15 protein-coding genes are annotated in these 14,952 nt (G+C 34.7%); 10 read left to right on the forward strand and 5 right to left on the reverse strand.

Going from position 1 to position 14,952, the window contains the following annotated elements; translation table 11 throughout:
- Positions 1-44: 44 nt before the first annotated feature.
- From KI430_RS13440 to KI430_RS13460, 5 genes are all read left to right on the forward strand, one after another.
- On the forward strand, positions 45-437 hold the full coding sequence (locus tag KI430_RS13440) for a hypothetical protein (RefSeq protein WP_248875465.1): 393 nt from the start codon (positions 45-47) through the stop codon (positions 435-437).
- Positions 438-445: 8 nt separating this feature from the next.
- Positions 446-898 carry a tRNA (cytidine(34)-2'-O)-methyltransferase gene (locus tag KI430_RS13445; protein WP_248875466.1) on the forward strand — a complete coding sequence of 151 codons (453 nt, stop codon included), beginning with the start codon at positions 446-448 and terminating at the stop codon, positions 896-898.
- Positions 899-1,045: 147 nt separating this feature from the next.
- Complete coding sequence (locus KI430_RS13450; protein WP_074235861.1) at positions 1,046-1,807, forward strand: alpha/beta fold hydrolase; 762 nt, start codon at positions 1,046-1,048, stop codon at positions 1,805-1,807.
- Between the two features lie 94 nt (positions 1,808-1,901).
- Complete coding sequence (yihA, locus tag KI430_RS13455; RefSeq protein WP_074235860.1) at positions 1,902-2,525, forward strand: ribosome biogenesis GTP-binding protein YihA/YsxC; 624 nt, start codon at positions 1,902-1,904, stop codon at positions 2,523-2,525.
- The gene (locus KI430_RS13460; RefSeq protein WP_248875467.1) at positions 2,518-2,967 is read left to right on the forward strand and encodes a GNAT family N-acetyltransferase; all 450 of its coding nucleotides are present in this window, start codon (positions 2,518-2,520) and stop codon (positions 2,965-2,967) included. Before yihA ends, KI430_RS13460 begins: the two co-directional genes overlap by 8 nt.
- A gap of 149 nt (positions 2,968-3,116) precedes the next feature.
- Here KI430_RS13460 and KI430_RS13465 read toward each other — a convergent pair whose 3' ends face one another.
- Entirely contained in the window at positions 3,117-3,782 is a 666-nt protein-coding gene (locus tag KI430_RS13465) for a response regulator (RefSeq protein WP_248875468.1), read from the reverse strand.
- A complete protein-coding gene (locus tag KI430_RS13470) occupies positions 3,772-5,463 on the reverse strand; it encodes a tetratricopeptide repeat-containing sensor histidine kinase (RefSeq protein ID WP_248875469.1) in 1,692 nt (563 codons plus the stop codon). Before KI430_RS13470 ends, KI430_RS13465 begins: the two co-directional genes overlap by 11 nt.
- 103 nt (positions 5,464-5,566) lie before the next feature.
- Here KI430_RS13470 and KI430_RS13475 point away from each other — a divergent pair, with 103 nt between their 5' ends.
- From KI430_RS13475 to KI430_RS13485, 3 genes are all read left to right on the forward strand, one after another.
- Positions 5,567-6,172, forward strand: a complete 606-nt coding sequence (locus KI430_RS13475; RefSeq protein WP_248875470.1) for a SprT-like domain-containing protein — start codon at positions 5,567-5,569, stop codon at positions 6,170-6,172.
- Positions 6,159-7,238: a mannose-1-phosphate guanylyltransferase gene (locus KI430_RS13480; protein WP_248875471.1), complete on the forward strand. Its 1,080-nt coding sequence runs from the start codon at positions 6,159-6,161 to the stop codon at positions 7,236-7,238. The genes KI430_RS13475 and KI430_RS13480 overlap by 14 nt, the downstream gene beginning before the upstream one ends.
- 80 nt (positions 7,239-7,318) lie before the next feature.
- Positions 7,319-8,851, forward strand: coding sequence for a YifB family Mg chelatase-like AAA ATPase (locus KI430_RS13485; protein WP_248875472.1), 1,533 nt, complete (start codon positions 7,319-7,321; stop codon positions 8,849-8,851).
- A 45-nt stretch (positions 8,852-8,896) separates the two neighbouring features.
- Here the strand turns inward: KI430_RS13485 and KI430_RS13490 are convergent, their stop codons facing one another.
- The 3 genes from KI430_RS13490 to dnaB form a co-directional block, all read right to left on the reverse strand.
- Positions 8,897-10,282, reverse strand: coding sequence for a T9SS type A sorting domain-containing protein (locus KI430_RS13490; protein WP_248875473.1), 1,386 nt, complete (start codon positions 10,280-10,282; stop codon positions 8,897-8,899).
- 71 nt (positions 10,283-10,353) lie between these two features.
- Positions 10,354-10,830: a ribonuclease HI gene (gene rnhA / locus KI430_RS13495; RefSeq protein ID WP_248875474.1), complete on the reverse strand. Its 477-nt coding sequence runs from the start codon at positions 10,828-10,830 to the stop codon at positions 10,354-10,356.
- Positions 10,831-10,905: 75 nt separating this feature from the next.
- Positions 10,906-12,477 carry a replicative DNA helicase gene (dnaB, locus tag KI430_RS13500; RefSeq protein WP_074235854.1) on the reverse strand — a complete coding sequence of 524 codons (1,572 nt, stop codon included), beginning with the start codon at positions 12,475-12,477 and terminating at the stop codon, positions 10,906-10,908.
- Between the two features lie 175 nt (positions 12,478-12,652).
- Here dnaB and KI430_RS13505 point away from each other — a divergent pair, with 175 nt between their 5' ends.
- Positions 12,653-14,116, forward strand: coding sequence for a DUF5687 family protein (locus KI430_RS13505; protein WP_248875475.1), 1,464 nt, complete (start codon positions 12,653-12,655; stop codon positions 14,114-14,116).
- A gap of 124 nt (positions 14,117-14,240) precedes the next feature.
- Positions 14,241-14,951: an ABC transporter ATP-binding protein gene (locus KI430_RS13510; protein ID WP_248875476.1), complete on the forward strand. Its 711-nt coding sequence runs from the start codon at positions 14,241-14,243 to the stop codon at positions 14,949-14,951.
- Position 14,952: the final 1 nt, after the last annotated feature.

Consider the following 14,952-nt stretch of genomic DNA (forward strand, 5'->3'; position numbering starts at 1 on the left):
TTTGCCAAACTAAAATCTACAACTAGTCAACTAAAACCTAATCAATGATTCAAGATAAAGACTTTACATTAAGATTAATTCGTCAATTAACCCAAGCTTTAGAAAAACTACTTCTCGGAAAACCGGAAGAAAGTCTGATGCAAAAAGAATTGGATTTCGATTCTTTAATGAAAGATATTTTTAAAATAGACTTCAACGAGTTGTCTTTAAAATCAAAAGAAGAGATTATCGACATAGTAAAAGAAAGAGAATCCAAAGACCATGCAGATTATTACGAGATGCTGGGCAATGTTTTTATGTTCCATTATAGATTAGAGGGAACAAAAGATTTTGCAGAAAAAGCCAAAATATTTTATGAATTGTATCTACAAATCAGCGGAATCTTCGCTTTGCCAATTATCAATAGAATCAACGAATTGCAAGTTGTCTTAAATTAAATTTCAAAATGTTAAATGTAGTTTTAGTAGAACCAGAAATTCCTAATAATACGGGAAATATCGGTCGTTTATGTGTAGGAACAGAAAGTAGATTACACTTGATTCATCCTTTTGGATTTGTCATTAATGATGCTAATTTGAAACGGTCAGGATTAGATTATTGGGTGCATCTTGACGTTACAGAATATCAAAGTGTTGAAGAATGGATGAATGTAATTCCAGACAAATCCCGAGTTTTTCTAATGAGCTCGCACGCCACACATTCGATTTATGACAATGAATTCCAAGATGGAGATTGGCTCGTTTTTGGAAAGGAAAGTTGTGGTTTGAGTCAGGAAGTTTTGAGTTTATTTGACAATCATTTGACCATTCCGATGTCTAAGTTGATTCGAAGCTTCAATATTGCTAATTCTGTGGCATTTGTTGTTGGAGAGGCGAAAAGACAAATCGCATTGAAGTGAGAAATCAAATATCAAAAATATTTTGTTCAAACTTTATTAATAATTTGACATCAGTGTTAAAATAATTTAATTTTGACCGCTTTAGTAGGATTAAAATAAAAAAATTATTCTTTTATTTGTATTTTTGCGCGTTATCGAGAGAGCATTATGATTTTTAAGACAAAAAAAGACACGAAATATAGTTATGTAGAAGCGGGTGAAGGTCATCCAATGGTGCTTTTGCATGGTTTGATGGGCGGGTTGAGCAACTTCGATAAGATGATCAATTTTTATTCGGACAAAGGCTATCAGGTCTTTGTTCCACAATTGCCAATATATGATTTACCTATTCTGAATACCAATTTGGCTTCTATTTCAAAATTTGTAGCGAAATTTATTACAGATGTTATTGGAAAACCGGTAACGATAGTTGGTAATTCTATGGGCGGCCATATTGGTTTGATTCTCACGACTTCTCGTCCGGAACTGGTAAGAAATCTTGTTCTGACAGGTAGTTCTGGTCTTTACGAAAGAACATTCGGAGATAGTTTCCCAAGAAAAAGTGACAAAGAATATATCAAGAAAAAAACTCAGGACGTTTTCTACGACCCGATTGTTGCAACAGATGAGTTGGTAGATGAGGTTTTTGCGGTTGTGAATGACAGAATGAAAGGCATCAAAACCGTGATGTTGGCAAGAAGTGCCATCAAACACAATATGTTGAATGATCTTCCGAAAATCACTTGTCCAACTTGTATTATCTGGGGAAAACAAGATAATGTGACGCCGCCGGAAGTGGCAGAAGATATGCACAAATTCATCCCAAATTCTGAATTGCACTGGATCGATAAATGTGGTCACGCTGCGATGATGGAAAAGCCGGACGAGTTCAATGAGATTCTTTATACTTGGCTGCAAAAAGTAATGTAAGCCAATAATCAATAAAAACTTTTCAGACCATTAAGAATTTGAATTTTTTAATTTTAATAAATTTGATTCTTAATGGTTTTTAAATTATAAAAATATGGTAATCAAAACCGCAGAATTTGTAAAAAGCAGTCAGAAATGGCAGGATTGTCCTGAGCCGACAATGCCGGAATATGCTTTCATCGGACGTTCCAATGTTGGAAAATCTTCTCTCATCAATGCGATGATGAATCACAAAGATCTTGCAAAAACATCTCAAACGCCTGGTAAAACTCAGTTAATCAATAACTTTTTGGTTAATGAAACCTGGTCGCTTACCGATCTTCCTGGTTACGGTTATGCGCGGGTTTCTAAAAGTCTGAGAAAAGATTTTGAGAAATTGATTACCAATTATATTCTTAACAGGAGAAATCTTGTGAACCTTTTTGTTCTTGTAGATATCCGCCATACACCGCAGAAAATCGATTTGGAATTTATGCAATGGCTTGGAGAGAGCAGTGTTCCGTTCTCAATTGTTTTTACCAAAGCGGATAAACTGAAGCCTGGCGCATCAGAGAGAAATGTTGAGGTTTATAAAAACGAATTGCTTAAAACCTGGGAAGATTTGCCAGACCTTTATATTACTTCTGCAGAGAAAAAGGAAGGTGTTGATTTGATTTTAAAATACATCCAGAAAACCAATGACTTTTTGGTTAAAAATAAAGTGAGATTCGATGATTAATGTAGATTGGAAAATCAAAACATTTTCTGAACTTGATACGACGGAACTTTACGAAATCATCAAAGCCAGAATCAATGTTTTTGTAGTGGAACAAGATTGTCCTTATCCAGATTTGGATGATTATGATCAAAAAGCGATTCATCTTTGGGCAGAAAAAGAAGGCGAGGTTTTGGCTTATTGCAGGATTTTTGACAAAGGAATCAAATATCAGGAAACGTCTATTGGAAGAGTAATTACGACGGAAAAGGGTAGAGGAACAGGTTTAGGAAAACAACTGATTTCTTACGCAGTGGATATTATCGAGAATAGATTCCGAACTTCTGAAGTTAGAATTTCTGCTCAGGATTATTTATTGAAGTTTTATTCTGGATTTGGTTTTCAGGAAACGGAGAAAAAATATCTGGAAGATAATATTCCTCATACGGAGATGTTTAGGAAATAAAAAAGAGTCTGAAGTCGCGCTTTAGACTCTTTCTGAAAAATGAAAGTATCTCGATTTGTGTTTTTACGGTTATTAATCTTTGGCAAAGTTAATTACATAAAATCACAATTCTTTACGGGAAAACCGTAAAATTCAAAAAATTTACTTTTTTAAATTATTCCAATATTTTTGCTGGAAGCGATCAATTCCTCGGTGTTTTTCACAGCTAGTGCTAACTTCATGGCATTGATTCTTTTTTCGACACTGCTCAAACTGTTTGGATAGATATTCTTTTCCTGTAGTTTTTTAGGGATGTTTTTTTGTAAAATTCCATCCGATAATAATTTCAACAAAGTAATATCATAGTTGCTGAATTCTATAGTGTTAGCACTTTTTATTGGGAGTTTTAAATTGTGAGAAATGTAGGTGTCTCCGTTGTAAACAGCTTCTATTGCTTTCTTTAATTCTTTGGAGTCAGATCTTGCTTTTTTGACATAAGCATTAATTCCAAACTCTTTGAATAACAAGTCGATAACACCAATTCTGTTTTCTCCGGAAAAAACAATCACTTTCAGTTCCGGATACAAATCCCGGCAACACTTTACCAACTCACGACCATCTTTGATTAATTGTTTCTTATGATCTTCCTCAAAAGAAAGATCGGTAATCAGCATTTCATAAGGAAATTTCGAGGTTAATGATTTTTTCAATTTTTCAAAAGCGTCATCACAATAATAAACGTGATCTACATTAAGAATTGCCAAATCTTCCAATACTTTTTGGACAGAAAAATTACTACTTTCATGATCTTCTGCAATTAATATTTTACTGAACATAAGAACAATGTTTTATTGATAATTTTAAACCTCCCAAGTAACTTCTTTCTATCTTCAATTCTGCATTTATTTGTTCCAAACGAGATTTTATATTACTAAATCCGTTCTTCTCAACAAAATTTTCCGGTAATCCAACACCGTTATCAGAATAAGTGATTTCATAATTATGATTTTCTTTATTGAATCTTAAAATAACCTGCGTCGCAGAACTGTGCTTTTTCATATTAACGAGTAATTCCCGAATAATCTGATAGGTTTCTTCTTTAAATTTAGAACTTAAATGGTCCCAAAAATCCAAATCGTTTCCAATAATAATAATTTTTGTATCCTCATTATCAAAAGAGCTTACCAAACCCAGTATTTTATCCTGAAAATCTTGCTGACTGTTATTGTCATAGGACAGATCACGGGATTTTTCATACATCAATTCCAGCTTGTCCAAAAGTTTTTCTTTAGGCAGATCTTTCTGATTTTCTATAGTTGTCATGACTTCATAAATCCCATTGGCTACAACATCGTGAACTCTTTTTGATAAATCCAATCGCTGTTCCTGCAGTTTGTTATTGGTTTCTAGTAATAATCTTTCTCGCCTTTTTTTAATCCAAAAATAAGTGATAACTACAACGATAAGGAAAACTGAAATTAGAACACTAATAATTATTTTCTGAATCTGAACTTGATATTCGTGAGAAGCGTGTTCTTTTTGGAGAATTAGATTTTCGGTTTTCGCCTTTTCACTATCAAAACGGATCAAAGCGAATTGATTTTTGGCTTTGTTTTGAGCATTAACCAAGCTATCTTGTGTTTTAGAATATTGATCAAAATATTGTTGAGTTTCTGTCCCGTCTGATAGTTTTATTAATGTTTGTAAAGCTTCTAATTCATCAGCAGGATATTGTAACTTTTTAGCCAGTGTCAGCATTTTTTTTGCATAAGACTTCGCTGAATCGGGCTTTTTATTGAGGTAATAAGCTGCCAAATAAGCATATGCCGCATCTTTATCCCAATCATCATCCCAATTCTCGCTTAGTTTTTCTGCCAGTAAATAATTCTTTACAGGGTCGTAATTATTATTCTGAAACCATTTGGATCTGGAATAATTTAATAAAAGTCGCGGATAAAACTCGCTTTTTGAACCAATGCTATCAATGAGTTTTTTGTAAATAGAGATGGCTTTGGTAAAATCTTTTTCATTATGATAAGCAATTGCTAGATTATTGAATAGCATCAATTTATCAACAGGATCTTTTGTGAAAAGTAAAGCTTTATTGTAGAAACGCTTTGCATCATCATAATTTTTTAAATTTCCAGATGCAACCCCCAAATTATTATAGTTGCAAAATAGAGAATAATAATGGGCAGTATCTTTTTCTTTAAGAAATTTGGAGGCAATCAAACTGCTCTCAATACTTCCAAAATTATCACCTGTATTTTCCTGAAGAATGGCCATATTAACAAAGCTTTTGGCCATTCCAAAACTATCTTTTCTCTTTTGAAAAAGGTCTTTACCTTTGTTCAAATAATAGAAAGCGCTGTCTGTCTGATTTTTATCCATCAAAACAAAAGCCTTTTCGTAAAAAGGATTCAGTTCTTTTTTGGGGGAAGTGTCTTTGTGTTGTTCAGTTTTTTCTGTACAGGAAAACAGAATCAACAACAAAAAACAAAAAATTGATTTTTGCAAACTTCATAATTTATTCGAAATTTAAGAAAAAACAGATTATGTTCCAATAATTTAGTATTAAATGACAGGAATGATTAATTTTGTTTAACATCCAATTTTATTAATGTCAATCAACACTTTAGAGCAATATCTTCCGGATAATACGTTTCCTTTTCTCAAAAAATGGTTCTCGGATTATTACATCCACATTAAGATTACAAAGAACCGAAACAGCAAGTTAGGAGATTACAGAAAATTGCCAGACAAATCGCATCAGATAACGGTTAATTCTACTTTAGATAAACAATTATTCTTTTTTGTACTGACACATGAATTAGCTCATCTTATTGCTTTTGAGAAATTTAATTTCAGAATCAGTGCACACGGCAAAGAATGGAAAGATACTTTCCGAGAAATGCTTTTGGAAAGTATTGACATTTATACAGAAGATTTGAAGCCAATTATCAAGAAATTTTCCAAAAACCCAAAAGCCAACTTTATGGCAAGTCCAGAATTAGTACGTTATTTTCACATCGAAAATCCTGAAGAAAATTTTGTTTTTGTTGAGGATTTGTTAATTAATGATGAATTTCACTACAAAGGAGACGATTACAGGTTATTAGAAAAAAAGAAAAAGTTATATCTTTGCGTTCACTTAAAAAACTCAAAAAAATATCTCTTCCGTGCTTTAGCGAAAGTAGAAAAATTAACATTAAATGAAGAACAATAATTATTGCGTTATCATGGCTGGAGGTATCGGAAGTCGATTTTGGCCGATGAGTACCCAGAAATTTCCAAAGCAATTTCACGATATATTAGGAACAGGAAGAACGATGATTCAACAAACTTTTGACAGAATCAGTCAGTTAATTCCTGCAGAGAATATTTATGTTATTACCAATCAGGAATATACGGAATTAACACAACAACAATTACCAAATATTCCGGTAAATAATATCGTTGGCGAGCCTGCGATGAAGAATACTTCGGCGTGTAATCTTTATATGGCCAAAAAAATAGAAGATGCCAATCCTGATGCTAATATCATTGTAATGCCTGCTGATCATCTGATTTTGAAAGAAAAAACTTTTCTTGATAAAGTTGAGTTGGCTTTTGAGTTGGCTTCTAAAAATGATTATTTGATTACATTGGGAATTACGCCAACAAGACCTGATACGGGTTATGGTTACATTCAATTCATCCAAGAGAATGATGAAGTTATTTCTAAAGTAAAAACTTTCACAGAAAAACCGAACCTAGAAATAGCTAAAAGTTTTATAGAATCCGGAGATTTCCTTTGGAACGCAGGAATATTTGTATGGAGTGCAAAAAGTATTTTGTCCGCATTTACAAAATATTTACCTGAAATGTCCAACCAATTCAATGGCTGCGAATACAATACAGAAGCAGAAAAAGAATATATTGATGTGATTTATCCTATCGTTAGCAAGATTTCTATAGACAATGGAATTTTGGAAAAAGCTGATAATGTTTATGTAATTCCAGCAAATATAGGTTGGAGTGATCTTGGAACTTGGACTTCAGTTTACACCAATGCAGACAAAAATGATGACAATAACGCAATAAGTTCTAAAAATGTGTTGACTTACAACTCAAAAGGGAATGTTATTAGAATCAAAAATCAGAACAAAGCTGCAGTAATAGATGGTTTGAAAAACTATATTATTGTAGATACGGAAAAGGCTCTATTGATTTGCCCGAGAGATAATGATCAATTGATAAAAGATTATGTTTTGGATCTAAAAAACCTTAAGAAAGGCGAAAGATTTATGTAATCATTATTATTTCTTAAAAATATTTAACTCTTTGGTTTTCATCAAAGAGTTTTTTTTATTTTTGGTAAAACAAAACACAAATGTTAGTCAAAATTTCCGGTGCCGCCATTCACGGCGTTTCCGCACAGATTATTACTATTGAAGTGAATGTAGATCAAGGCGTTGGTTATCATTTAGTAGGCTTACCAGATAATGCTATCAAGGAAAGTAGTTATAGGATTTCTGCTGCATTGAAGAATTCCGGCTTCAAAATTCCTGGGAAGAAAATTACGATTAATATGGCGCCGGCAGATCTTAGGAAAGAAGGTTCAGCTTATGATATGAGTATTGCTTTGGGGATTCTCGCAGCATCCGATTTGATCAAAGCAGAAAGTCTAGGGGAATATATTATTATGGGAGAGTTGTCTCTTGATGGCGGGCTTCAACCGATAAAAGGTGTTTTACCCATTGCAATCAAGGCCAGAGAAGATGGCTATAAAGGGTTTATTCTTCCAAAACAAAATGCAAGAGAAGCGGCAATTGTCAACAATCTGGATGTATATGGTGTTGAGAATATCAAACAAGTTATTGACTTTTTTAATGACGAAATTCCTTTAGAAAAGTTTGAGATTGATACAAGAAAAGAATTCCAAGATAAAATCGATCATTTTCCATTTGACTTTGATGAAGTTAAAGGGCAAGAAGCAGCCAAACGTGCGATGGAAGTTGCTGCAGCCGGCGGTCACAATATCATTCTGATCGGCTCTCCAGGAAGCGGAAAAACGATGATAGCGAAGAGACTGCCAAGCATTCTTCCGCCTTTGAATTTGAAGGAAGCACTGGAAACTACAAAAATCCATTCCGTAGCTGGTAAAATGGGAGCAGAAACATCACTGATGACAATCAGACCATTCCGCTCACCCCATCATACAATTTCAGACGTTGCACTAGTCGGAGGTGGGAGCTATCCTCAACCAGGCGAGATTTCCTTAGCTCATAATGGAGTTCTGTTTCTGGACGAAATGCCAGAATTCAAACGTGCAGTTCTCGAAGTAATGCGACAACCTTTGGAAGATAGAGTTGTTACCATTTCCCGAGCTAAATTTACTATTGAATATCCTGCAAGTTTTATGCTCGTTGCAAGTATGAATCCAAGTCCAAGTGGTTATTTTCCCGATGATCCTAATAATACTTCATCAGCATTGGAAATGCAGCGTTATATGAATAAACTGTCCGGACCACTTCTAGACAGGATTGATATTCATATCGAAGTTTCAAAGGTTGAATACGAACAATTAGCTGAAAAAAGAAAAGGAGAAAGCAGTCTGAAAATCCGTGAACGGGTTATTGAAGCAAGAAATAAACAAACCGAGAGATTCAAGAATCTTGATATCAATTACAATGCACAGATGGGACCGAAAGAAATAGAAAAATATTGTGAATTGGACGAGTATTCTCAATTATTGCTTAAAACAGCAATGCTAAAACTTAATCTTTCCGCAAGAGCTTATGATAGGATTTTGAAGGTTGCCAGAACCATCGCCGATTTAGAAAACTCAGAAAATATCCAAGGTGATCATATTTCGGAAGCAATACAGTACAGAAGTCTGGATCGTGATTTTTGGAATGCCTAAAAAAAACAAAAACCGTCTGCAAATTATAGACGGTTTTTAAATCATTTATTTCTTGATGATTTTAATAGTTTTTTTATTCTCACCGTCATATAATATCAAAATATAATTACCATCTTTAAGTGAGCCAAGGTTTACATTGCTTTTATTATTTTCCACATCAAAAATTTTAATTAAGTCTCCAGCTAAATTATAAATGTAGGCTCTATTATTAATAGCATTTTCGATGTATAATATATCCGTTACAGGATTTGGATATGAAAAAACATTTTTTTCTGTATAATCCTTAATATCAAGATTTGGCGTGTTGTTTAAACGTGCTAACTTGTTCTTTTCTACAGAGTTGAAAGTTGTAAAGCCGCCTCCGATTAGTATTTTATTGTCAGCCTGCAATGTAATATCAAGAATATTACTATTTGTACCTGTTCCAACATTAAAAGAGCTATCTAAAGATCCATTTGTATTCAGACGAATAAGACTTCCTAGTGAAGAACTGTTATATGCGGTAAAATCTCCACCAACAAGTATTTTTCCATCTGGCTGTGGAATTACACAGTAAACAGTACCATTCGCCCCATTTCCTGTATTGAAACTTGTATCCAAAGTACCATTTGAATTGAGACGAGCAATACGATTTATTGATGTTCCATTGTATGTTGTAAAATAGCCGCCAATGATAATTTTTCCATCTTTTTGTAATGCAATACTACTTATTGTACTTGAGCCATTTCCTAAAAAATTAGTGTCTAAAGTTCCATCATAATTTAATCTTGCAATGGATCTAGCTGTGATATTATTGAATGTGGAAAAATCTCCTGCGATGAGAATTTTGCCATCAGTTTGTAAAATAATATCCTCAATGTTGCTGTTGGCACCAGTGACATAATTGAAACTTGCATCCAAACTACCATCAGTATTCAACCGGGCAATACGATTTCGGGATATCCCATTATATGTTGTAAAGTAACCAGCAATTAAAATTTTTCCATCTGGAAGTACTATAATACTATTGATAATATCATTCGCTCCATTACCTGGATTAAAAGAAGTATCTAAAGAGCCATCAATATTCAGACGAGCTATACGATTCATAGAAACCCCGTTAAATTTTGAAAAATATCCACCAATTAGAATTTTCCCGTCAGGCTGAACAGCAGAAGTATGTATTTGCTGATCTGATCCCGAAGATGGATTAAAGCTTGGATCTAAATTTCCATCAGAATTTAAACGAACAATATTGTTTCTGCTAATATTGTTGTAAAAATTAAATCGACCAGAGACCAGTATTTTATTGTCAGGTTGTACAGTTATACCAAGAACTAAGCCATCGATACCAACATTTGTAGCATTAAAAGTATTATCAAGACTACCATCTTGGGATAATAGCTTTACAGAAATGAAAAAGAAAAAAATAAATTGTAAATGTTTTTTCATTGAATATAAAAGTTTTTGTTTTTAAATATAACCAATATAATTGAATGCCATAAAATCTAATCCTGAATATTTCAGAACATTCCTCCTTCAATCGGATTTTCAAAAAAAGTATCGATTTCCAACTTTCCGGATTTTGAAGCAGTCACGGCTAATTGATCACAAATTTCATTTTCAGGATGACCTGCGTGTCCTTTAATCCAATGAAATTTAGGTTGATGAAGCTGATAGAGTTTATAGAAAGCTTTCCAAAGATCAGGATTTTTTACGTTTTTCCAACCTCGTTTGATCCAACCGTAAATCCATTTTTGGTTAATGGCATCTGCAACATATTTGCTGTCGGTGTAGATATGGACATCATTGTCAGACGTTCTCAGATTACCAAGAGCAACAATAACTGCCATCAATTCCATTCGGTTGTTGGTAGTTTTTCGGAAGCCTTTGGAGTAGGTTTTCTGATATTTCTTTTCCGGAACACGCATTAAGATTCCATAACCGCCAGGTCCGGGATTTCCACTGCAGGCACCGTCTGTAAAGATTTCGATTCTCAAATTAGAAAAAAATTAATGATTAATTGTTGTTTGGTACTCAAATCAATTATCAACTATTATTTATCAATCATTACATTAAAAAGGCATATCATCATCGTCATCATTCATCGCAGAACCAGAAACCTGATTATTACCAGGAATTCCAAACGCCGAATGTGGATCACTTGTAATGGTAATTCTGTCAAATCCAGACGGTTCGTCTTTTTGACCAAAATTGGAAGGTGTGTATTCGTAATTGGTTCCAAGGTCGGCAAATTTACCAATGTTCTTGTGGAAGGCTAAACGAACATCTGCCGTTGCACCATTTCTATGTTTAGCAATGATGATTTCTGCTTGATTTTCTGTACTGGTTTCTGCACCATCTTCGTCGTTATCCCAAACCGCAATCTTATAATATTCCGGACGGAAGATAAAAGACACGATATCCGCATCCTGCTCAATGGCTCCGGATTCCCTCAGGTCAGAAAGCATTGGTCTTTTTCCGGGTCTTGTTTCCACGGTTCTGGAAAGCTGAGAAAGTGCAATTACCGGAACGTTCAATTCTTTTGCAATTGCTTTTAGTGAACGCGAAATCATTGCAATTTCCTGTTCTCGGTTTCCGCCTCCTTTTCCGGAACTAGCTGTCATCAGCTGGAGGTAATCGACCATAATTATCTTAACACCGTGCTGCATTACCAATCTTCGGCATTTTGCTCGGAAGTCGAAGATAGAAAGCGAAGGCGTCTCATCAATAAAAAGTGGGGCATTTTCCAATGCGGAAACGTTGGTGAATAACCTTTGCCATTCATCATCAGACATTTGTCCTTTTCTTAATTTCTCGGAGGAAATCCCCGTTTCGGAAGAAATCATTCTTGTAATCAACTGGACAGATGCCATCTCCAGAGAGAATAATGCCATCGGAATATTGTGATCTACACAGATGTTTCTCGCCATTGATAGAATGAAAGCAGTTTTTCCCATCGCAGGTCTCGCCGCAATAATGATGAGGTCAGAGTTTTGCCAACCTCCTGTTTCTTTGTCCAAGGCTGTAAATCCGGAAGGAACACCAGACAAGCCTTCTTTATCTTTTAAGGATTTGATTTTATCAATCGCTTCTTTTACCAATGAATTGGCAGTATCGAAACCTTTTTTGATCGTTCCATTGGTGATTTCAAAAAAAGATTGCTCAGCTTTGTCCAACAATTCGAAAACGTCCGTTGATTCTTTGTAAGAACTGTCAATAACATTGGCTGAAACATTAATCAATGAACGTAGGATAAATTTCTCAAGAATTACGCGAACGTGATATTCGATGTGGGCAGAAGAACTTACACCCATTGTCAAATCGATGATATAATGGTCACCACCAGCTAGATTCAGTTTTTCATTCTTTTTCAAATCCTGAATAACTGTCATCAAATCGATAGGAGAGTTGCTCTCGTACAATTTCAAGATTGATGCGAAAATCGTCTGATGCCTTGGGTCATAGAAAACATTGGGCGTTAATAAATCGATAGAATGGTCAAGCCCTTTTCTGTCAATCAAAAAAGTACCGATGACGATTTTCTCAAAATCCAATGCATTGGGCGGCATTTTGCCATCCGAAATAGATAATTCCTTTGCAAAATTACCGTGAATCAAACTCGATAATGTTTCCTTCTCTGCCATTGTACAAAGGTAAAATTTTTTATAAGGTTTCGAAATTTAGTTTTACTCAAGAAATCCACACTTAATTGTTAATAAATAGAATTTTTTTGTAACAAAACAGAGATTCTGTCCACTTACTATATAGAAAAACTAATAATATTCAGAATTCATTAAATTTAACAAAAAATAAACTTTTATGCTGCAACGATTCATCAGATTAGAATTCAAAAGTTTTTTCAGGTCAAGTTCTCTGGCAGCCAATATTGTCGTTAAGATTTTCCAGCTTTTGGGAATCCTTTACATTCTCGCAATATTTGTGTTTGCCGCTTTCGGAGCGTTTTATTATCCGAAAAAAGAATTGCATATCGACCCATTACCATTTATTAGTAAGTTTCTGTTCTATTGGCTTATTGTCGATCTGTTCCTCAGATATTTTTTTCAACAGATGCCGACTCAGAATATCAAACCTTTTCTCACAATGAATATCAGGAAAAGTACGCTGGTCAATTATATGATTAGCAAGACGTTTCTCTCATTTTTCAGTTGGGGCGGACTTTTTATTTATTTGCCTTTGTTAGGGATTCTGCTTTATAACGGCTATGCGGTTTTGGGCAGTTTTTCTTGGGTATTTGCACTGATTATTTTAAGTTTCAGCATTAATCTGATTAATATCCTTCTCAACGGTAAAGATTTAGCCGTTTGGATTATCGGAGGATTTTTGGTCCTTGCCGGCGGATTGGATTATTATAATATCATTGCTTTATCATCGGCTTCTGAGAAGTTTTTTATGCTTTTCTATAATCATTGGTTCGCGATTGTATTGCCGATTGCACTATTCGTTATTCTCTATATTATTTGTAGAAAATTTATTTACGACAATTTTTATCTCGACAAAGGACTGGAAATGAAACAGGAAGTCGGGAAGACAGAAAACATTCAATTTCTTAACAAATATGGCGTTCTCGGCACCTTCATCAACAACGATATCCGAATGATCAAACGAAGCAAGGCTGCAAAATCCATTGCATTGGGAAGTTTTCTATTCTTGTTTTATGGATTGCTTTTGTTCAGTTCGCCAGCTTATAAAACCGCTTATATGCAACTGTTTATGGGACTTTTTGTAACTGGTGGATTTTTGTTTTTGTTTGGACAAAGAGTGCCGTCTTTCGACAGTTCTTACTATCCACTGATGATGACGCTGAACGTTCCTTACAAAGAATATCTGAAAGCGAAATGGTGGATGATTGTGAGTGCTGTGGCTGTGAGTATGGTTTTGGCGGTTGGTTATGCGTTCGTGAGTTGGGATCTGTATTTCACGTTTTTGGCGGGCGGACTTTATAATATTGGTGTTAATTCTCAGGTTGTTCTGCTGTCGGGTGCGTTTAACAAAAATCCGATTGACCTGAATGCGAGAGGAAAAACATTGGGCAAGAAAAACAATTTCAGTTTCAAAAACATCCTTCTCCTTTTGCCACAAATGGTTTTGCCAATGGCGGTTTTTGGCGTTTCAAAATATTTTTTTGGAACAACAGCAGCGGTAGCAAGTCTGGGCGTTTTGGGATTGATTGGCTTTTTCCTAAGAGAAAAATTCTTCGATTTCATTGTCAAATTGTATAAAAAAGAAAAATACTCAACCATGAAAGCCTTTAAGGGCAATTAGACGTAAATTTTTGTCTTCATTAAGTTTTACGCCTTTGTGAACCTTAAAAATGTTTTCAATATTAATAAAAAATCTTTGTGGACTTTGTGTTCAAAAAAACTCTCACTTCTAAAATATAAATAAAATGATAACAATAAATAACCTGTCCAAAGTTTACGAAACCAAAAAAGTCTTATCCATAGAAAACCTCGATTTCCAAAAAGGTCAAACCATTGGTTTAGTCGGGAACAACGGTGCTGGAAAAACAACCTTATTCAGCCTGATTCTGGATTTGATAGAACCAAGCTCTGGATTTGTTTCCATCGATGGCGAAAAAGTAAACGAATCCGAAAGTTGGAAAAATAAAGTCGGTGCATTTATCGATGAGACTTTTCTCATTGGTTATTTGACTCCGGAAGAATATTTTTATTTCTTAGGCGAACTCAGAGGTCAAAGCAAAGCGAATGTTGACGAATTCTTAAAAAACTTCACCGATTTCTTCAATGGAGAAATACTGAATGCCAAAAAATACATCCGCGACCTCTCCAAAGGCAATATGAAAAAAGTCGGCATCATCGGCGCGCTAATCGGAACGCCAGCGATTATCATTCTTGATGAGCCTTTCGCCAACCTCGACCCTTCGACCCAAATCAAACTGAAAAACCTCATCAGGGATTGGTCACAAAACTCAGATTCCACATTCCTGATTTCCAGCCACGATTTGGCTCACACCACAGAAGTTTGTGAAAGAATTGTGGTCATCAACAAAGGCGAATTGGTAAGAGATATCCAGACTTCTCCGGAAACGTTGAGAGATTTGGAGCAATATTTTGCAGACCAGGTTTCGATAAGTTAAA

Origin of the sequence: Epilithonimonas zeae, from assembly GCF_023278365.1 — a bacterium.
In the GTDB taxonomy this organism is placed as follows: domain Bacteria; phylum Bacteroidota; class Bacteroidia; order Flavobacteriales; family Weeksellaceae; genus Epilithonimonas; species Epilithonimonas zeae_A.